Raw genomic sequence first — 19,942 nt, 5'->3', positions numbered from 1 at the left:
GCGGGAGCCCGCTGGAGATCACAACAACATCCGTTCGATTTTTGCCCCAAAGGGGTGAGGTCGACGCGGGGAGGTAGACTTAGCCGTGTCTGGCCGGACGCAAGCCCGCGCTTGTCCCGAACGCACCTGTGTGGGATGCCGGGAGCGAGCGGCCAAGACCGAGTTGCTGCGCATCGTGGTGGACGAGGGCGCTTGTGCGCCTGATCCACGCGGTACGCTGCCCGGCCGGGGTGCGTATGTGCACCCGGCACCTGTCTGTCTCGACCTGGCGGTCCGCCGCCGGGCGTTCCCCCGGGCCTTCAAGGCCAAGGGGCCGTTCGACACCACCGCGTTGCAGCGGTTCGTCGAGCGGGTGTCACCGCAAGAAAAGTGAACGGCACGGGTCCCCGTGCGGTCAGGTACCTCGCGAGTTGGAAGTAGGTCGAGATTGCGATGAGCACTCGATGAGTACGCGATGAGTACGCCCATGAAGTAGCGACGGTCCGGCGGTAACCCGGACCTAAAAGGAGCGAAGTGGCTAAGGTCCGGGTATACGAACTCGCCAAGGAGTTCGGCGTAGAGAGCAAGGTCGTCATGGCCAAGCTCCAAGAACTCGGTGAATTCGTCCGTTCGGCGTCCTCGACGATCGAGGCGCCGGTTGTACGCAAGTTGACCGACGCACTGCAGGGGCCCGGCGGCAACGCCGGCAAGTCCGCTGCCAAGCCGGGAGCGCCTCGTAAGGCTGCCCCCGCCAAGCCCGCGGCGCCCTCCCCGGCCGCTGCGGCACGTCCCGCTGCCCCCAAGCCCGGCGCACCGGCTCCCAAGCCTGCCGCCGCGCCTGAGACCAGCGCCCCCGCGGCTCCGGCCGCACCGTCGGCCGGTCCCCGTCCGGGCCCGCGTCCGGCCCCCCGGCCCGCCCCGGTGACCCCGGTCCCCGTCGCCGAGTTCTCGGCGCCGGCCCCGGCCCAGCCGGCCGCGCCGCAGCAGCCCCAGGCCCCGCGCCCCGCGGGTGCCACCCCGGGTCCGCGTCCCGCCCCGGCCCGTCCGGCTCCGGCCGGCGGCCAGCGCGACGGCGGCCAGCGCGACAGCCGTGACGGCGGTCAGCGCGACAACCGCGGCGGCGACCGCCCCGCGCGTCCCGCCGGCCAGGGCGCCCCGCGTCCGGGCGGCGCACGTCCGGCCGGTCCCCGTCCGGGCAACAACCCGTTCACCTCCGGCGGTTCCACCGGCATGGCGCGCCCCCAGGCGCCCCGTCCCGGCGGTGCCCCGCGCCCCAGCGGCGGTCAGGAGCGCCCCGGCGCCCCGCGTCCCCAGGGCAACACCGGCGGTCCCGGCGGCGCCCCGCGCCCGCAGGGCGCCCAGGGCGGTGCCCGTCCCACCCCGGGCGGCATGCCCCGCCCGCAGGCTCCGCGGCCCGGCGCTCCCGCCGGTAACCGTCCCAACCCCGGAATGATGCCGCAGCGTCCCGCTGCGGGTCCGCGTCCCGGCGGTGGCCCCGGCGGTGGCCGCGGTCCCGGCGGCGGTGCGGGTCGTCCCGGCGGCGCCGGCGGCGCCGGTCGTCCCGGTGGCGGCGGCTTCGCGGGTCGTCCCGGTGGCGGCGGCGGTGGCGGCTTCGCCGGCCGTCCGGCCGGTCCCGGCGGTGGCGGCGGCGGTGCCGGTCGTCCCGGCGGCGGTGGCGGCGGCTTCGGCGGTCGTCCCGGCTTCGGTGGCCGTCCCGGTGGCCCCGGTGGCCGTGGTGGCACACAGGGTGCGTTCGGCCGTCCCGGCGGTCCGGCGCGTCGTGGTCGCAAGTCGAAGCGGCAGAGGCGTCAGGAGTACGAGGCCATGCAGGCCCCGTCGGTCGGCGGCGTGATGCTGCCTCGCGGCAACGGACAGTCCGTCCGCCTGTCGCGCGGTGCCTCGCTCACCGACTTCGCCGAGAAGATCGGCGCCAACCCGGCGTCGCTCGTCGGCGTGATGATGAACCTCGGCGAGATGGTCACCGCCACGCAGTCCGTCTCCGACGAGACGCTGAAGCTCCTCGCGGACGAGATGAACTTCGTCCTCGAGATCGTCAGCCCGGAGGAGGAGGACCGCGAGCTGCTCGAGTCCTTCGACATCGAGTTCGGCGAGGACGAGGGCGGCGAGGAGTCGCTCATCCCGCGTCCGCCGGTCGTGACCGTCATGGGTCACGTCGACCACGGTAAGACCCGACTGCTGGACGCGATCCGCAAGACGAACGTCGTCGCGGGCGAGGCCGGCGGCATCACGCAGCACATCGGTGCCTACCAGGTCTCCGCCGAGGTCAACGGCGAGGACCGGAAGATCACCTTCATCGACACCCCGGGTCACGAGGCGTTCACCGCCATGCGTGCCCGTGGTGCGAAGTCGACCGACATCGCGATCCTCGTGGTGGCGGCCAACGACGGTGTGATGCCCCAGACGATCGAGGCGCTGAACCACGCCAAGGCGGCCGACGTGCCGATCGTGGTCGCGGTCAACAAGATCGACGTCGAGGGTGCCGACCCGGTCAAGGTGCGCGGCCAGCTCACCGAGTTCGGTCTGGTGGCCGAGGAGTACGGCGGCGACACCATGTTCGTCGACATCTCCGCCAAGCAGGGTCTCAACATCGACTCCCTGCTGGAGGCCGTCGTCCTCACCGCCGACGCCTCGCTCGACCTGCGGGCCAACCCGGAGCAGGACGCGCAGGGTATTGCGATCGAGTCCCACCTCGACCGCGGTCGCGGTGCCGTCGCCACCGTCCTGGTGCAGCGAGGCACGCTGCGGGTCGGCGACACGATGGTCGTCGGCGACGCCTACGGCCGAGTCCGCGCCATGCTCGACGACAAGGGCGAGAACGTCGAGGAAGCGGGTCCGTCGACCCCCGTCCTCGTCCTCGGTCTCACCAACGTCCCGGGTGCCGGCGACAACTTCCTGGTCGTCGACGAGGACCGCACGGCCCGGCAGATCGCCGAGAAGCGTGCGGCCCGCGAGCGCAACGCCAACTTCGCCCGCAAGGGTGTCCGGTTCTCTCTGGAGAACCTCGACGAGGCGCTCAAGGCCGGTCTGGTCCAGGAACTCAACCTCATCATCAAGGGCGACGCGTCCGGTTCGGTGGAGGCTCTCGAGTCCTCGCTGCTCCAGCTCGACGTCGGCGACGAGGTCGACATCCGCATCCTGCACCGCGGTGTGGGTGCGGTCACCGAGTCGGACATCAACCTGGCGACCGGCTCCGACGCCATCGTGATCGGCTTCAACGTCCGTGCCGCAGGGCGCGCGCAGCAGATGGCCGAGCGCGAAGGCGTGGACGTCCGGTACTACTCGGTCATCTACCAGGCGATCGAAGAGATCGAAGCGGCCCTCAAGGGCATGCTCAAGCCGGAGTACGAAGAGGTCGAGCTCGGTACGGCGGAGATCCGCGAGGTCTTCCGCTCGTCCAAGCTGGGCAACATCGCCGGTGTCCTGGTCCGGTCGGGCGAGGTCAAGCGCAACACCAAGGCGCGCCTGCTCCGCGACGGCAAGGTCATTGCGGAGAACCTCAACATCTCCGGTCTGCGCCGCTTCAAGGACGACGTCACCGAGATCCGCGAAGGCTTCGAGGGCGGTATCAACCTCGGAAACTTCAACGACATCAAGATCGACGACGTCATCGCGACGTACGAGATGCGCGAGAAGCCGCGAGGCTGACCCGTACCTCAACAGTCGGGGCCGATCGGCGGGAGGAAATTCCCGTCGATCGGCCCCGGCCGTTCCGTGTACGGTTCTGGTGTTCCTGCCAAAGCGTGTGCAGGACACGAACCCGAACCGGCGGGACATCCGGGCATCCATGTATGTGGGGACTCTGTCCTTCGATCTGCTCCTCGGCGACGTACGGTCGTTGAAGGAGAAGCGTTCCATCGTCCGGCCGATCGTCGCCGAGCTCCAGCGCAGATTCGCGGTGAGCGTGGCGGAGACGGGCGATCAGGATCTCCATCGCAGGGCCGAAATCGGCCTCGCCGTGGTCTCCGGGGAAACCCGGCACCTCACAGACGTGCTGGACCGGTGCGAGCGACTCGTCGCCGGCCGGCCGGAAGTGGAGCTGCTGTCCGTACGGCGGCGGCTGCACAGCGACGAAGACGATTGAGCAAGGCAGAAGGAGACGGACCAGTGGCCGACAACGCGCGGGCGAAGAAGCTGGCGGACCTCATCCAGCAGGTGGTCGCCGAGAAACTGCAGCGCGGGGTCAAGGACCCCCGGCTGGGTACCCACGTGACGATCACGGACACCCGCGTCACCGGTGACCTGCGGGAGGCCACGGTCTTCTACACGGTCTACGGCGACGACGAGGACCGTGCCAGCGCGGCGGCCGGCCTGGAGAGCGCCAAGGGCGTGCTGCGGTCGGCGGTCGGGGCGGCGGCGGGGACGAAGTTCACCCCCACCCTCGCCTTCGTGGCGGACGCCCTGCCGGGCAACGCCAAGGCGATCGAGGACCTCCTCGACCAGGTGCGGGCCTCGGACGCCAAGGTGCGCGAGGCGTCCTCGGGCGCCACGTACGCCGGCGGCGCCGACCCGTACCGCAAGCCGGAGGACGAGGACGACACCTCAGCATGACGGAGCAGATCAGGACGCCGGACGGCCTTGTCATCGTCGACAAGCCGTCCGGCTTCACTTCGCACGACGTCGTCGCCAAGATGCGCGGCATCGCCCGCACCCGCCGCGTCGGCCACGCCGGCACGCTCGACCCGATGGCGACCGGGGTACTGGTGCTCGGCGTGGAACGGGCCACCAAGCTGCTCGGCCACCTCGCGCTCACCGAGAAGGAGTACCTCGGTACGATCCGGCTCGGCCAGGACACCGTCACCGACGACGCCGAGGGCGAGATCACCTCGTCCACCGACGCCTCCGGGGTTACCCGTGAGGGCATCGACGCCGGGGTCGCCGCGCTGACCGGACCGATCATGCAGGTCCCGTCCAAGGTCAGCGCCATCAAGATCGACGGGAAGCGGTCGTACGCGCGGGTGCGCGGCGGCGAGGAGTTCGAGATCCCGGCCCGCCCGGTGACGGTCTCCTCGTTCCGCGTCTACGACGTCCGCGAGGCGGTCGCGGAGGACGGCACCCCGGTGCTGGACCTGGTCGTCTCCGTCGTCTGCTCCTCGGGGACGTACATCCGGGCCCTCGCCCGGGACCTCGGCGCCGGGCTCGGCGTCGGCGGGCACCTGACGGCGCTGCGGCGCACCCGGGTCGGCCCGTACGGCATCGACGCGGCCCGGACGCTCGACCAGCACCAGCAGGAGCTGACCGTGATGCCGGTGGCCGAGGCCGCCGCGTCGGCGTTCCCCCGCTGGGACGTGGACGAGAAGCGGGCCAAGCTGCTGCTCAACGGGGTCCGGCTGGACATGCCGGCGTACCCGCCGGGGCCGGTCGCGGTCTTCGGGCCGGACGGCGCCTTCCTCGTACTGGTGGAGGAGGAGAAGGGCAAGGCCAAGAGCCTCGCCGTCTTCGCCTGAGCGGTCCCCGGGCCGTCTCCCGGCGTTTCCGCCCTCGCGCAGCCTCTTCACGCGGCCTGCTTTCCGTCCGGTGCACCGGACGGAAAGCAGGCCGCTGTCGTGGAGCGGACCCCCCGGCTCTCCACGAACCCCCCTCCGCCGAGCACTCTGTCCATCCGGGCCCCCGAACTCACCCCAATGGACGGGCGCTCGGGGTGAATCAGGGGCGCGAGGGGGCGCATTCACCCGTTCTGGCCTATCGGGCCATCCCAGCCCGCCTACCTTCGGACTCATGGGAAGCGGGGACCGGACGACGCTGGTGAGGATCTGCGACCAGGCAGGCAGGCCCCGGGGCACCGGATTCCTGGCCGACGACCGGGGCACCGTCGTGACCAGCCACCAGGTCCTCGACGGCCTGGCACCGGGCGGTCCGCTCCTCCTGCACGGGCCGGACGGCGTCCCCCGCCCGCTGGCCCCCGCGGGCATCGTCCCGCTGCCCGCCCTCGGCCTCGCGCTGCTGCGCACCGGGGACACCGCCGCCCTCGGCCTGGAACCCCTGCCCATCGCCGCACCCGAACGCGCGGAGCCGGGGGCGTACGTGCACATCGCCGCGCACGGCATCCGCCAGGCCCGTGTGCTCGGCACCGCCCCGGCCACCTACACCACCCGCGACGGCCACGCGCACCCGCTGGCCGCCGTGCTGGAACTCGCCGTCGGCACCGACGGCCGGGACGCGCTGCGCTCCGGCGGCGCCGCCGTCGGCGGACCCGTCACCGACCCCCGTACCGGAGCCGTCATCGGTGTGCTCTGCCCCGCCCTGCGCGCCGGCCACGAGGCGGCCGGGCTCGCCCTGCTGCTGCACCCCGGAGACGGCGGCCCGCTCGACGAGCTCCTGGGCCGCAACGCCCTCACCGTTCCCGGCTACGGCCCGGACCTCAACCTCGCGGGCGCCCTCCGGCTCACCGCCACCACCGTCGGCACGGCCTGCCCGGCCCGGCGGGGCCCCCACCCCGTCGAACCCGTCACCCGCGAGGACGTCACCGCCGAGCTCGCCGCCTTCGAGAGCGGTACGGCGACCGTCCTCGGGCTCGTCGGCGCACCCGGCACCGGCCGCACCACCGAACTCGCCGCCCTCGCCGCCCGCCGCGCCGGGGCGGGCGGCTGCGCGCCCACCCTCTGGCTGCGCGGCGCCGACCTGCTCGCCGACGACCACTCGGTGGCCGACGCGGTCGCCCGGACCCTGGACCGCTCCGTCCGCCTCGTGAACGCGGCGGACGGAGCGGGGGCCCCGGAGGACAGTACGGCCGGAGCCACCCCCGAGCGGATCGCCGCCCTCGCCGCCGGCTCCGGGCGCCCGCTGCTCGTGCTGCTCGACGGGCCCGAGGAGATGCCGCCCGTCCTCGCCCACCGGCTCGCCGGATGGACCTCCGCCACCGCCGGCTGGCTCCGCGCGCACGAGGCCCGCATGGTGGTCGCCTGCCGCCCCGAGCACTGGGAGACGGCGGGCGCCCTCCACCCGCCCGGCGTCCTGCACCACCCCGCGCGCCCCGCTGTCGGCCTGCCGCCCGGACTGCGCCTCGGCGACCTCGACGAGGCGCAGGCGGCCCGGGCCAGGGAGCGGTACGCCCTCGCGGACGGATCCGTGGCCGCCGGGCACGACCGCCATCCGCTCACCCTCGCCCTCCTCGCCGAGCTCCGCGCGGTGCTGCCGCCCGACGTGCCCGGCACCCCGGACACCGAGGACGTCTTCTCCGCCCATCTCGACCTGACCTGCGCCCGGGTGGCCGTACGGATCGCGGCGCCCGCCGATCCCCCCATGAGCGGTTCCGCCGTACGCAGGCTCGCCGCGCGGGTGGCGGGCCAGGTGCACGAAGCGGCCCGCCGGTGCCTGGGGCCCGGCCAGGGGGAGCTGGACCGGACCGCCTTCGAGGAGCTCTTCCCCTGGCGCACCGGCTGGGCCTCCGCCGTTTTGACCGAGGGCCTTTTCGTCCCGGCCGGCGAGGGATACCGCTTCACCCACGAGGAGGTCGGCGACTGGGTGCAGGGCGCCCACCTCGACCTGGACGCCGCCCTGACCTTCCTGGTGCACCGCCGGCACGCCGACGAGAGCCCCGCCACCGGCCCGGAGAGCGGCCCGGCCCCCTCGAACCACCTGCCCGTACCCCGCCACCGCATCGGGCCGGTCCTCCAGGCGATGCTGCTGGCCGGCCGGCGCCACGGCGACGCCGCCCTCGCGCACCGCATGGCCGACCTGATCGAGGCGCTCGACCGGCTGGGCGCCGGCGCCCGGGACGGCCGCCCCTCGCACCCCGGCCACGAGGACGCCGCGTGGTGGGCCGCCCGGCTGCTGCGCGAAACGCTGCTCAAGGTCGCCGACGCCCGCCCGTACGCCGGAGTGCTACGGGTGCTCGCCGGGCGGATCACCCGGGCGGCCGGTCCGGACGGCACCGTGCCGGGCACGGCGTACACCGCGTTCGACCCGTGGTTCTGGCGCCGGCTGCGGCTGCCCCTGGAGGACCGGGTCGACCTGCTGCGGCTGCTGATGCCCGCCGACGAGGGGCCGGGACGCGACGGCGGGGAGTGCTTCCTCGACGCGGTGGACCACCTGCTGACGGCGGCCCCGGCGGTGGTGCGGCGGATGCTCTGCGGCTGGTTCACGGACGAGCGCCCGCTCCGCGCCGACGGCTTCGAGGGCCCCGACGACCCGGCGGACGGGCTCCCGCCCCGGCGGCCCACCGTGGCCACCGCCGCGCAGACCCTGCTGTACGCCCGCCGCGGCCTCGCCCCGGACGACCTCGCCGACGCGCTCGTGGACACCCCGCACCCGTGCGCCGCCGACCTCCTCCTCGCGCTGGCCGAGGACGAGCCCGCCACCCTGAGCCGGGCGGCCGCGCGCTGGGCGCGGGACGACGAGCGGCCCGAGCGCCGCGCCGCCGCCGCCCGCTACGCCGGCGCCGTCGTCGGCCGGGCGGAGGAGGCCGAGGACCGGGCGCTGCTGCGCGCCGCCGCCCTCGCCCTGCTGGGGCGCACGGAGGACGCCCCGCTGCACGGCCCGGCGCTCGCGCTCCTCGTCCGCGACCCGGAGACGCGGGACCGCTGGCTGCCCCAGGCACTGCGGGCCTACGCCCAGGGTGCGCCGGGTCTGCCGACCGCCCTGGTCGCCGGGGCGCTGCCGACGTCCCCGCAGCCCGTGCTCGCCGCCCTCCGCGGCCGGCTGTCCCGCCCGGGGGAGGAGGCGGGCAAGGCGCTCGCCGAACTGGCCGCCCTGGACCTCCCGGCCCTCTCGCTGCACACCGCCGGACTCGTCCGCACCTACCTCCAGCACTCCGGGGACGGCGAGGGCTCCGCCGGCGCACGGGTCGCCGCCCTGGTGGACCAGCGGCTCGAACAGGGCGCGGCGGCCCGCGCGCTGCTGCTCCCCCTGGTCGCCTCGCTGCTCCGGGACCCGCCCGCGCCCCCGCCGGTCCGCGCGGCGCTGGCCCGGACCCTCGCCTCCGGGGGCAGCCCCGTGTCCCGGCCCGCGCGCGCCGAGCTGCTGGAGACGCTGATGGAGTACGAGCAGACCACCGGGCGTGACCCGGACGTGCTGCACGCCCTGCTCAGGGCGGCCGCGGCCGGTTCGGCGCGCCGTCCCGAGCCCCGGACCCGCGCGCTGGTGCACCGTACCGGGACACTCCTCGTCCGGTCGGCCGAGGGCGCCGAGCGGTTCGACCGCGAACTGGTCGCCCTCGCGTCCGCGGTGCCGGGATTCGCTCCGATGGTCTGCCGGTGGCTGGACGCCGCCCCCGAGGAGTGGGCGGCCGTGGTGGGACCCGACGCCCGGGCCGCCCTGGAACGCCTGACGGCCTCCCGGCGCACGATGACGGTGCCGATGCAGGCGACCGGGCACGAGCATGGCAGTCTTAGGCCTGCGTAATCTACATACCGCATGTAGATGCAGACTCGGGCGAGGAGCGGTCACGGTGCAGTGCTGGCGCGGCTTGGAGGACATCCCAGAGGACTGGGGACGCAGCGTCGTCACCATCGGGTCCTACGACGGGGTGCACCGAGGGCACCAGCTGATCATCGGCCGGGCCGTGGAACGCGCCCGCGAGCTGGGTGTCCCGTCCGTCGTGGTGACCTTCGACCCGCACCCCAGCGAGGTCGTCCGCCCCGGCAGCCACCCGCCGCTGCTCGCCCCGCACCTGCGCCGCGCGGAGCTGATGGCGGAGCTGGGCGTCGACGCGCTGCTCATCCTGCCGTTCACCCTGGAATTCTCGAAGCTGGCGCCGGCCGACTTCATCGTGAAGGTGCTGGTCGACCGGCTGCACGCGCGCACCGTCATCGAGGGACCGAACTTCCGGTTCGGCCACAAGGCCGCGGGCGACGTGGAACTCCTCGCCGAACTGGGCTCCACCTACGACTACACCGTCGAGGTCGTCGACCTGTTCGTCAGCCAGGAGGCGGGCGAGGGACTGCCGTTCTCGTCCACGCTCGCCCGCCGGCTGATCGCCGAGGGCGACGTCTCCGGCGCCGCCGAGATCCTGGGCCGTCCGCACCGGGTCGAAGGCATCGTGGTGCGGGGAGCGCAGCGCGGCCGGGACCTCGGCTTCCCCACCGCCAACGTCGAGACGGTCCCGCACAGCGCGATCCCCGCCGACGGCGTCTACGCGGGCTGGCTGAACGTGGCCGGCGAGTGCATGCCCGCCGCGATCTCGGTCGGCACCAACCCGCAGTTCGACGGCGTCGAGCGGACCGTCGAGGCGTACGCCATCGGCCGGATCGGCCTGGACCTGTACGGCATGCACGCGGCGGTCGACTTCCTCGCGTACGTGCGCGGGATGCTGAAGTTCGACTCCATCGACGACCTGCTGGTGGCGATGGCCGCCGACGTCGAGCGGTGCACCGGGCTGATCGACGCGTACGAGGCCGAGCGCGGCGCCTGACCACGCCCGGCCTCTCCCGCGGCTATGCCGGAGCCGGCTGCTCCCCGGCGGTCGCGCGCGCCCAGTGGCAGGCGACCTGCCCGGCGCCGCCGCCGTCGAGCACCGGCAGGTCCCGCGTACGGCAGGCGTCCGCCACCCCCGCCCGCTCGGCCTCGCCCGAGGCGAACACCTGGCAGCGGACGTGGAACCGGCATCCGCCCGGTACGTTCGAGGGGTCCGGAGCCTCGCCGGAGAGCACCACCGGCTCGCCCGGCGCCTCCGGCAGCACCGACAGCAGTGCCTTGGTGTACGGATGCCGGGGAGCCGTCAGGATCTGCTCGACGGCCCCGGTCTCCACGATCCGCCCCAGATACATCACCGCCACCCGGTCCGCGATGTTCCAGGCGAGCCCGAGATCGTGGGTCACGATCAGTGCGGAGAGACCGAGTTCGTCCCTCAGCCGCAGCAGCAGCGCCAGGATCTCCCCGCGCACCGAGGCGTCCAGTGAGGCCACCGGCTCGTCGGCGACGAGGAGTTCGGGCTCCAGCACCAGCGCCCCGGCGATGACGACGCGCTGGCGCTGACCGCCCGACAGCTCGTGCGGGTAGCGCAGGAAGAACCGCTCCGGGGGCCGCAGCCCGGCCCGGGAGAGCGCCCCGGCCACCGCCGCGGTCTCGTCGCCCCGGTGCCCGTGGATGCGCAGCCCCTCCGCCACCGCGTCGTACACCGTGTGGCGGGGGTTGAGGGAGCCGCTGGGGTCCTGGAGCACCAGCTGGGCGCGCTTGCGGTAGGCCTTCATCGCCCGCGCCGAGGGGTCCAGCGGCCGGCCCTCGAAGGTAATCCGGCCCGAGGTCGGTGCCACCAGGCCCAGCAGGGAACGGGCGAGCGTGGTCTTGCCGCACCCCGACTCGCCGACCAGGGCCACGATCTCGCCGGGCCGGATGTCGAGCGCCACCCCGTCCACGGCCCGCGCGGGGGCGGCACCCCGACGGCCGGGGAAGGTGACCTCCAGCGCCTCGGCACTCAGCAGGGGAGTGGTCGTCAGGGGGGTGGTCGTCATGGGGTGCTCCTCGCTTCCTCTGCTCCGGGCTCGCTCGTGCCCGGGGCCGTACCGGTGTCCTCGGGCTCTTCCGCTGCCGCGGGTGCGGCCGGCTCTTCGGCGGGCGCGGGTTCCGCGGCGGGCGTCGTCGCCGGGCCCACCAGGACGCAGGCCGCGCGCCGTCCGGGCCCGGCGTCCCGCAGCCACTGGTCCTCCTCGGCGCAGGAGTCCAGCGCGGCCGAGCACCGGGGGTGGAAGGCGCAGCCGGAGGGCAGCGCCGCCGGGTCCGGCGGGTCGCCGGGCAGTCCGCGCGGGGCGTGCCGCGAGGCGGGGTCGCCGATGCGCGGGAAGGCGGCGGAGAGCGCCGCTCCGTACGGGTGGTGGGCGCGCCGGTAGACCTCCTGGGCCGGGCCCTCCTCCACGACCCGGCCCGCGTACATCACGGCGAGCCGGTCGCAGGTGTCGGAGAGGACCGCCAGGTCGTGGCTGATCATGACGAGGCCGAGGTCCTGGTCGGCGACGAGCTGTTCGATCAGCCGGAGGATCTGGGCCTGGATCATCACGTCGAGGGCGGTGGTCGGCTCGTCCGCGACGATCAGCCGTGGATCGCAGGCGAGCGCCATGGCGATCATGACCCGCTGCCGCTGGCCGCCGGAGAGCTCGTGCGGGTAGGCGGCGGCCCGTGCCGCCGGCAGCCCCACCTGTTCCAGCAGCTCACCGGCGCGGGTGCGGGCGGCGGCCGGGGTGGCCCGGTGGTGCAGCAGGATCGGTTCGGCGATCTGGTCGCCGACCCGGTGCACCGCGTTGAGGGAGTGCATGGCCCCCTGGAAGACGATGGACGCGCCCGCCCAGCGGACCGCCCGCAGCCGGCCCCACTTCATCGTCAGGACGTCCTCGCCGTCCAGCAGGATCTCGCCGCTCAGCTTGGCCGACGCGGGCAGCAGCCGCAGCAGCGCGAGTGCCAGCGTCGACTTGCCGCAGCCGGACTCCCCGGCGATGCCGAGCTTCTGCCCGGCGTCGACGCGCAGGTCCACACCGCGCACGGCGGGGACGGCCGACGGCCCGGAACCGTAGGTGACACGGAGGTCGCGCACCTCCAGCAGGGGCTGCCCGGGTGAGGTCGCTGTCATGCTGGTCCGTTCTTCGGGAGTGCTCAACGGGCCACCCCCAGCTTGGGGTTGAGCACGGACTCGATGGTCCGGCCGCAGAGGGTGAAGGCGAGCGCGACGACCGCGATGGCGAGTCCGGGCGGGGCGAGGTACCACCAGTTGCCCGAGCTCACGGCCCCCGCCTCCCGGGCGTCCTGGAGCAGCCCGCCCCAGGAGACGACCGTGGGGTCGCCGAGCCCGAGGAAGGCGAGGGTCGCCTCGGTGAGGATCGCGGTCGAGATCGCCAGCGTGGTCTGGGCGAGCACCATCGGCATGACGTTGGGCAGCACATGACGGCTCATGATGTGGCCGTGCCCGCCGCCGAGCGCCCGGGAGCGCTCGATGTACGGGCGGGACTCCACCGAGAGCGTCTGGGCGCGCACCAGCCGGGCGGTCGTCGGCCAGGTCGTCACGCCGATCGCCAGCACCGTCGTCCACAGCGACCGCGACAGCACGGTGGCCAGGGCGATGGCGAGCACCAGCGTCGGCATCACCAGGAACCAGTCGGTGACCCGCATGGCCACCGTGCCGTACCAGCCCTTGAAGTGACCGGCGGTGACGCCCACCAGGGTGCCGATGGCCACCGAGAGGAAGGCGGCGAGCAGACCCACGGTGAGCGAGACCCGGGCGCCCCAGAGGAGCAGGGCCAGCAGGCTCCGGCCGAACTGGTCGGTGCCGAGGGGGAACTCGGCGCTCGGCGACTCCATCGGGCCGCCCTGCGCCTCGGTGACGCTCTTCGAGTCGGCCCCCACCAGCAGCGGAGCCGCCAGTGCCAGCACGGCGATGACCACCAGCACGGCGAGCCCCACCACCCCGGCCCGGTGCGTCCGGTACTGGGCCCAGAAGCGGGCCGCGGCCCGCCGCCTGCGGGTCCACGCCAGGGAGCGCGGGCCGCTGCCCGGGCCCAGCGCGTCCGTCGAGGTCGTCATCGGGCCACCCGGGGATCGAAGAGCGGATAGAGCACGTCGGCGAGCGTGTTCATCAGGATCACCGCGGCGGCGAAGACGAAGAACAGCGCCTGCACCAGCGGCAGATCGGGCACGCTCAGTGCCTGGTAGAAGAGACCGCCGAGGCCGGGCCAGGAGAACACGGTCTCCACCAGGATGGCGCCGGCGACCGTGTTGCCGAGATTGACGAAGAGCAGGGTCACCGTCGGCAGCATCGCGTTCGGCACCGCGTGCCGGCGGCGCACCTGGTCGTCCCGCAGCCCCTTCGCGCGGGCCGTCGTGAGGTAGTCGCTGCCCATCTCGTCGAGCAGCGAGGACCGCATCACCAGCAGGGTGCGGGCGTACTCCACCGCGACCAGCGTGAGGACGGGCAGCACCAGGTGGTGGGCGACGTCGAGGACGTACCCGAAGCCGGACGAGTCGCCGGACTCCATGCCGCCGGTGGGGAAGAGGCCGGGGATCGGGCCGATGCCGACCGAGAGCGTGATGATCAGCAGCAGTCCGAGCCAGAACGACGGCACGGAGTAGAGGGTCAGCGCGAACGCGGTGTTGAAGCGGTCCCCGAAGGAGCCGTTGCGCCAGGCGGAACGGGAGCCCAGCCAGATGCCGATCGCGGTGTAGATGACGAACGCGGTCCCGGTGAGCAGCAGTGTGGCGGGGAGCGCTTCGGCGATCTTGTCGATGACCGGGGTGCGGAACTGGTACGAGGTGCCGAAGTCGCCGGTCAGGGCGTTTCCGCAGTACTGCGTGAACTGCTGCCAGAGTGGCAGGTCGAGCCCGAACTCCCGCCGCATAGCGGCGATCTGCTCGGTGGTCACCTGGCGTCCGCCGGTCATCTGCTTGACCGGGTCGCCGGGGATCAGCCGGAAGAGGAAGAAGCTGGTGACGAGGACGGCGAAGAGCGAGACGGCCGCGCCGGCCAGCTTGCCCGCCGCGTAGCGGAGGTAGGCGGTGGTGGAGCGGGCGCGCGGACCGCGGACCGCCGGCCCGGCCTGAGCCGGACCGGCGGTTCCCGCACCCTCCACGCCCGCCGGGCCGAAGCCCGGCAAGGGAGTGCTGTCAGTGCTCATCGGTTATTCACGGTCCTCCGCGGTGGAACGGCGGCGCAGGGCGAACAGCAGTCCGCCACCGGCCAGAACGACGACGGCGATGCCGACGCCGACGAGCACTCCGGTGGAGCTGCCCGAGTCCGAGGAACCGCTCGCCGAGGCGGCCGGGACCGCCGACCACCAGCTCCAGTAGCCGTCCTGGCCGTAGATGTTGCCGGCGTCCGACGGCATGGTGGTGATGGAGGCGATCTGGTCGGTGCGGTAGGCCTCCACGGCGTTCGGGTACGCCATGACGTTCATGTACCCGGTGTCGTACAGCCGCGACTGCATGTCCTTGACGATCGTCGCGCGGGCGGCGGGGTCGTACTCGGCCAGCTGCTTCGCGTAGAGGTCGTCGAACTTCGGGTCGCAGATGAAGTTGTCCGTGGCGGCCGATTCCTTGGCCTTGGCGGGCAGGGCGCCGCAGGTGTGGATGGAGAGGACGAAGTCCGGGTCCGGGTTGACCGACCAGCCGTCGAAGGCGAGGTCGTACTCACCGGCGTACCAGGGGTCCGAGACGTTGTCGAGGCAGTCGACCTTCAGGCCCACGCCCAGGTCGCCCCACCACTCCTGGAGGTACTTGCCGACGGCCTTGTCGTTCGGGTCGGTGGCGTGGCAGAGGATGCGCAGGTCCAGCGGCTTGCCGTCCTTGCCCACCCGCTTGCCGGCGCTGTTCTTCTTGTACCCGGCCTGGTCGAGCAGGGAGGCGGCGCGGGCGGGGTCGTAACTCAGCTGCTGCCCGGCCGCGGGCTGCCACTGGTACGCGGAGAAGCGCGGCGGGATGTACCCCTCGCCCTCCACCGCGTGCCCCTGGAAGACCTTGTCGATGATGGTCTTCCGGTCGACGGCGAGGAAGAGCGCCTGGCGGACCTTCTGGTCGAGCAGCGCCGGGTTGCCGTCGCCGAACTTCTGGCCGTCCTTGGTGCGCGCGCCCGGGTTGGTGGCCAGCGCGTAGAAGCGGCGGCCTGGCCCCTCGTTCACCTTGATGTCCGGCGCGCTCTTGAGCGAGGCCGCCTGGGCGGGCGTCAGGCTGGGGCTTCCGGCCACGAAGGAGACCTCGCCCTTGCGCAGCGCGGCGACGGCGGCGTCCTGGTCCTTGTAGTACCGGAAGACGATCTCGTCGAACTTGGGCGAGCCGCGCCAGAAGTCCTTGTTGGCCTTGAGCTTGACGTAGCTGTCGACCTTGTAGTCGGTCAGGATGAACGGTCCGTCACCGACGATGGGGAACTTCGTGTCGTTGTTGAACTTCGAGAAGTCGGTGACGTCCTTCCAGACGTGCTCGGGGACGATCGGCACGTCGAGCGCGGCCATCGTCGCCTGCGGCTTCTTCAGGGTGACGACGAGCTTGTCCGGGCTGGGCGCGGTCACCTTGTCGAAGTTGGTGACGAAGGAGCCGTTCGCAGTGGCCGCCCCCTCGTCCTTCATCATCGTGTTGAAGGTCCACGCCGCGTCCTCGGCGGTGACCTTCTCCCCGTCCGACCACTTCGCGTCGGACCGTATGGTGTACGTCCACGTCAGCTTGTCCGCGGACGGCTCCCACGTGGTGGCGAGACCCGGGACGGCGTGACTGTCCTTGGGGTCATAGTTCGTCAGGTAGTCGTACATGAGCCGCAGGACGCTGGTGCTCAGCAGCCGCTGCGCCAGGAACGGGCTCAGTGAGTCCACGCTCTGGGCGACCGCGACGGTGAGGGTCGTCTTCCCGGAGTCGGCGTGGGCGGGTGAGGCGGCGAGCGGAGCGGGGGCGCCCGGTACGAGCGATCCGGTGGCGAGCGCCAGCGCGGCGGCACCCGAGGCCGTGAGGAGGCGCAGACGATGGCCTGGCCGGGCGGAACGGACGGGACTTCTTGTGACCATGGGACGTCGACCTCGCGTCATGACTCGCTTGTGGGGCGGCGGGTAGAGCAGTGGTTCGCCAACTGGTGAAGCGAAGGTTTATCAGCGGCGGCCAACTGGAGTCAACGGTCGGCGAAACGGCGTGTGGGCTGCGGGAATGCACAAAGGGCCCGCACCGTCACAACGGTGCGGGCCCTCATTGGTCTAAACCACTTCGGCCTACTGGCGGGGCGGCGCGGGCGGCGGCTGCTGCCACCCCGGGGCGGGCCACGGGCCGTCCGGGCCGGGCGGACCCGGCCGCTCGGGCTGTCCTGCCTGGCCAGCCTGCCCCTCCTGCGGGGGCGGTCCGCCGTACGGCTGAGGGGGCTGGGGCGGTCCCTGCTGCCAGCCGTTGTCCGGCTGCGGCGGGTAGGGCTGCGGCGGGTACGGCTGCTGGGGCGGCTGCTGTCCCCCGTACGGCTGCTGGGCTCCGTACGGCGACTGCGGCGGCTGCTGTCCCCCGTACGGCTGCTGCGGATACGGCTGTTGGGGGTGGGGCTGCGGCGGGTACTGCTGGTAGCCGGGCATCGGCGGCGCGTACTGCGGCGGCGGGTTCTGGCCGTCGGCGGTCCACAGGCCCTGCTGCTGCTGGGCCCGGGCGAAGTCCTCCGCGACCAGCGCGGAGAGGTGGAAGTACGCCTCGCGGGTCTTCGGCCGCATCATGTCCAGATCGACCTCCGCGCCCGCCGCCAGGTGCTCGTCGAACGGGACGACCACAACACCCCGGCAGCGCGTCTGGAAGTGCTGGACGATGTCGTCCACCTTGATCATCTTGCCGGTCTCGCGGACCCCGGAGATGACGGTCAGGGAGCGCTGCACCAGGTCGGCGTAACCGTGCGCGGAGAGCCAGTCCAGCGTGGTGGACGCGCTGGACGCACCGTCCACCGAGGGGGTCGAGATGATGATCAGCTGGTCCGCGAGGTCGAGCACCCCGCGCATCGCGCTGTAGAGCAGACCGGTGCCCGAGTCGGTGAGGATGATCGGGTACTGCTTGCCCAGCACCTCGATCGCCCGGCGGTAGTCCTCGTCGTTGAAGGTCGTGGAGACAGCCGGGTCCACGTCGTTGGCGATGATCTCCAGCCCGGAGGGCGCCTGCGAGGTGAAGCGGCGGATGTCCATGTACGAGTTGAGGTACGGGATCGCCTGGACCAGGTCGCGGATGGTCGCCCCGGTCTCCCGGCGCACCCTCCGCCCGAGCGTCCCGGCGTCCGGGTTGGCGTCGATGGCGAGGATCTTGTCCTGCCGCTCGGTGGCCAGTGTGGAGCCCAGCGCCGTGGTCGTCGTGGTCTTGCCCACGCCGCCCTTGAGGCTGATCACGGCGATGCGGTAGCAGGAGAGCACCGGCGTCCGGATCAGTTCGAGCTTCCGCAGCCGCTCGGCCTCCTCCTTCTTGCCGCCCAGCTTGAACCGGTTGGCGGAGGAGGGGTTCCGGCTGCTCTTCGCCTTCTGCTTGCCCCGCACCAGCCGGTCCGAGGAGAGCTCCACGGCGGCCGTGTACCCGAGCGGAGCACCGGGCACCGAGCGCTCACGCTGATCGTGCGTGACCGGGGTGGGCCAGGCGCCACCGGCCCGGGGATCGACGGGCTGCTGCGGGGACCCCTGCTGCGGGGGCTGGGACTGCTGGGGCACCTGGGGCTGCTGAGGCGCCTGGCCCTGGTGGGGTACGAGGCCCTGGGGGGCGTACGGGTGCTGGGGCTGCGGGGGGCCCGGCGGGTAGCCGTAGCCGGCCTGCGCGTCGGGCGCCTGCGGCGGGAGAGGAACCGGTGGCTGGGGCGCCTGCGGCGGCTGAGGTACCTGCGGCGGCTGGGGGAACCCGTAGCCGCCCTGCTGGGGCACCTGTTGGGGCACCTGCGGGGGCAGCTGGCCGTTCCGGGGTGCGTACGGCTGGTACGGCCCCGGTGCCTGCGGGAAGCCGTAACCACCCTGCCCGTACGGAGTGTTGGGCTGCGGCGGCAGAGGAGCCGGCAGCTGGGGCGTCTGCGGGGGCTGAGGGACCTGCGGCGGCTGCGGAGCCTGCGGGAAGCCGTAACCGGCGGCCGGGCGGTCGGCGGAGGGCGGCCACTGGGGCGCCGGCTCCGGGGCGTTGGGCTGAGGTCCGGCCGGGTGGAAGGCGGGCGGCAGCGGGGGAAGCGCGTTCGGCGGCTGGGCGGCCGGAAGCGCCGGGGACCAGGGCGTGGCCGACTCGTCGGCCGAGGCCGAAGTGGCCGACGTGGCCGAGGCGTCCGGAACGCGCGCGTCCGCGGGTGCGGAGTCGGCGGGGGCGGAATCGGCGGGGGCCGGGACCGAGGGGGCCGGGACCGAGGGGGCCGGGACCGAGGGGGCCGCGTCCGCCGGGCTCTCGTCGGTGGGGCTGCCGGTGAGGTCTCCGTCCGCTTCGGAGGAGTTGGAGGAGCCGGAGGTGTCGGCGGAATCGGCGGTGGCCGTCCCGGTGGTGTCCGCCGGGGTACCGTCCGGGCCGGACGCCTCGTCCCGCGCAGCCGCCTCGTCGGGGACTCCGGGGTTCTCGGACGCCTGAGGGGCGGGCGGGAGCGCGGGAGGCGTGGAGGTGGTGAACGCGGGCGCCTCGTCCGTACCGCTCGTGGAACCACCGGCTCCGGCGTCGGCGGCGGGCCCGTCGGTACCCGTACCCGTACCGGCTGCTGCGGCCGCCTCGGCGGCGGCCTCGGCGTCGCGTGCGGCGAACTCCCGCTTCAGCGCTGCCGCCGAGAAGCGCATGGTGGTGCCGCTCTCCACGTCACCGCCCCCGAACGACTGCGGTGCGCCACCGACGCCCGGCGCGGACGCGACCGGAGCCGGCGGCGCGGGCTGCACGGGGTGCGCCGACGGCACCGGCGGTGCGGGCTGCACGGGGGGCGTGGGAGGGGCGGGCGCCCAGGCGCGCTCGAACCCGCCCTGGGAGGGCAGCCCCGGTACGGAGAGCGGAGACCCGTGCGGGGGCGGCGGAGTGGGAGGGGTGCCGGAGCCGGTGGTGCCGGAGCCGCCCGAGGTGTCGCCCGCCGCGTTCTGCGTGTACCAGGCGGGCGGGGTGTAGTCGATGGTGAACTCACCCGTCAGCTCGGCGGGATCCGCGTCGGACGACTCGTCGCCGGGCGTGTTCCATCCCTCGCGCATCTCGTCCCGATCGCTGTTCACTATGCCTCCTGGTGTGGTCGAGCACCCTTGTGCCGTGGTGGGCAGGGGCGACCGTCTCCCGTTGTCCGATACGCCCGGCTCTCCCTCCGGGGACGCGCACCGCACGCCCGAAGGTACCGCGACACGCCCACACCCCACCCTAATCGCCATCAGGGCCCCTATGTCAGGCCGTACCCGGGGCAGTGCACGGTCCGGTCCGTCACATCCGCCCGCACCGGGCCGAGTCGGCCCGCCCGCACACCAGGAAGGCGACCGCCACGACCCCTCCGACCTGTGGATGCGTGAAAGGGGGCGGCGGCCCGGCCGGGCCCCGTTCGTCGTGATGCTCTGGCGCGGTTTCAGCGAGTCGATGAATGCCCGCGCGGTGTACACGGACGAGGTGGGCGAGG

13 protein-coding genes are annotated in these 19,942 nt (G+C 73.4%); 7 read left to right on the top strand and 6 right to left on the bottom strand.

Translation table 11 applies throughout. The annotated features are described in order from the left end of the window. Positions 1-85: 85 nt before the first annotated feature. The 7 genes from ACWCSV_RS05215 to ACWCSV_RS05185 all read left to right on the top strand — a co-directional run bounded on the left by ACWCSV_RS05215 (position 86) and on the right by ACWCSV_RS05185 (position 10,348). Positions 86-373: a YlxR family protein gene (locus tag ACWCSV_RS05215; protein WP_451138689.1), complete on the top strand. Its 288-nt coding sequence runs from the start codon at positions 86-88 to the stop codon at positions 371-373. A 140-nt stretch (positions 374-513) separates the two neighbouring features. After that, on the top strand, positions 514-3,645 hold the full coding sequence (gene infB, locus ACWCSV_RS05210; RefSeq protein WP_451138687.1) for a translation initiation factor IF-2: 3,132 nt from the start codon (positions 514-516) through the stop codon (positions 3,643-3,645). Between the two features lie 139 nt (positions 3,646-3,784). After that, positions 3,785-4,081, top strand: coding sequence for a DUF503 domain-containing protein (locus ACWCSV_RS05205; protein ID WP_266709805.1), 297 nt, complete (start codon positions 3,785-3,787; stop codon positions 4,079-4,081). Between the two features lie 23 nt (positions 4,082-4,104). Then, positions 4,105-4,548 (top strand): 30S ribosome-binding factor RbfA, encoded by a 444-nt coding sequence (rbfA, locus tag ACWCSV_RS05200; RefSeq protein ID WP_327178285.1) that lies wholly within the window; start codon positions 4,105-4,107, stop codon positions 4,546-4,548. Continuing rightward, positions 4,545-5,444 carry a tRNA pseudouridine(55) synthase TruB gene (gene truB / locus ACWCSV_RS05195; RefSeq protein ID WP_451138685.1) on the top strand — a complete coding sequence of 300 codons (900 nt, stop codon included), beginning with the start codon at positions 4,545-4,547 and terminating at the stop codon, positions 5,442-5,444. The genes rbfA and truB overlap by 4 nt, the downstream gene beginning before the upstream one ends. A 271-nt stretch (positions 5,445-5,715) precedes the next feature. Beyond that, positions 5,716-9,339, top strand: a complete 3,624-nt coding sequence (locus tag ACWCSV_RS05190; protein ID WP_451138683.1) for a trypsin-like peptidase domain-containing protein — start codon at positions 5,716-5,718, stop codon at positions 9,337-9,339. A 46-nt stretch (positions 9,340-9,385) separates the two neighbouring features. Then, a complete protein-coding gene (locus tag ACWCSV_RS05185) occupies positions 9,386-10,348 on the top strand; it encodes a bifunctional riboflavin kinase/FAD synthetase (RefSeq protein ID WP_451138681.1) in 963 nt (320 codons plus the stop codon). A 22-nt stretch (positions 10,349-10,370) separates the two neighbouring features. On the opposite strand, the gene ACWCSV_RS05180 is transcribed toward ACWCSV_RS05185, so the two are convergent. From ACWCSV_RS05180 to ACWCSV_RS05155, 6 genes are all read right to left on the bottom strand, one after another. Then, a complete protein-coding gene (locus ACWCSV_RS05180) occupies positions 10,371-11,387 on the bottom strand; it encodes an ABC transporter ATP-binding protein (protein WP_451138679.1) in 1,017 nt (338 codons plus the stop codon). Further along, positions 11,384-12,496, bottom strand: coding sequence for an ABC transporter ATP-binding protein (locus tag ACWCSV_RS05175; RefSeq protein ID WP_451138677.1), 1,113 nt, complete (start codon positions 12,494-12,496; stop codon positions 11,384-11,386). Before ACWCSV_RS05175 ends, ACWCSV_RS05180 begins: the two co-directional genes overlap by 4 nt. Before the next feature lie 23 nt (positions 12,497-12,519). Beyond that, positions 12,520-13,443, bottom strand: coding sequence for an ABC transporter permease (locus ACWCSV_RS05170; protein ID WP_451138675.1), 924 nt, complete (start codon positions 13,441-13,443; stop codon positions 12,520-12,522). Next, positions 13,440-14,531 carry an ABC transporter permease gene (locus ACWCSV_RS05165; protein WP_451138673.1) on the bottom strand — a complete coding sequence of 364 codons (1,092 nt, stop codon included), beginning with the start codon at positions 14,529-14,531 and terminating at the stop codon, positions 13,440-13,442. Before ACWCSV_RS05165 ends, ACWCSV_RS05170 begins: the two co-directional genes overlap by 4 nt. 3 nt (positions 14,532-14,534) lie before the next feature. Continuing rightward, positions 14,535-16,403 carry an ABC transporter substrate-binding protein gene (locus ACWCSV_RS05160; RefSeq protein WP_451138671.1) on the bottom strand — a complete coding sequence of 623 codons (1,869 nt, stop codon included), beginning with the start codon at positions 16,401-16,403 and terminating at the stop codon, positions 14,535-14,537. A 198-nt stretch (positions 16,404-16,601) separates the two neighbouring features. Further along, a complete protein-coding gene (locus ACWCSV_RS05155; RefSeq protein WP_451138669.1) occupies positions 16,602-19,553 on the bottom strand; it encodes an SCO5717 family growth-regulating ATPase in 2,952 nt (983 codons plus the stop codon). Between the last annotated feature and the right edge of the window lie 389 nt (positions 19,554-19,942).

The organism is Streptomyces sp. NPDC001770, assembly GCF_053596135.1.
This window is presented reverse-complemented; position numbering and strand designations above follow the sequence as displayed.

Coding starts and splice junctions, on each gene's coding strand:
- ACWCSV_RS05165 (WP_451138673.1), bottom strand. CDS start 14,531: ATGAGCACTGACAGCACTCCCTTGCCGGGCTTCGGCCCGGCGGGCGTG.
- ACWCSV_RS05190 (WP_451138683.1), top strand. CDS start 5,716: ATGGGAAGCGGGGACCGGACGACGCTGGTGAGGATCTGCGACCAGGCA.
- truB (WP_451138685.1), top strand. CDS start 4,545: ATGACGGAGCAGATCAGGACGCCGGACGGCCTTGTCATCGTCGACAAG.
- ACWCSV_RS05205 (WP_266709805.1), top strand. CDS start 3,785: ATGTATGTGGGGACTCTGTCCTTCGATCTGCTCCTCGGCGACGTACGG.
- ACWCSV_RS05180 (WP_451138679.1), bottom strand. CDS start 11,387: ATGACGACCACCCCCCTGACGACCACTCCCCTGCTGAGTGCCGAGGCG.
- ACWCSV_RS05160 (WP_451138671.1), bottom strand. CDS start 16,403: ATGGTCACAAGAAGTCCCGTCCGTTCCGCCCGGCCAGGCCATCGTCTG.
- ACWCSV_RS05175 (WP_451138677.1), bottom strand. CDS start 12,496: ATGACAGCGACCTCACCCGGGCAGCCCCTGCTGGAGGTGCGCGACCTC.
- ACWCSV_RS05170 (WP_451138675.1), bottom strand. CDS start 13,443: ATGACGACCTCGACGGACGCGCTGGGCCCGGGCAGCGGCCCGCGCTCC.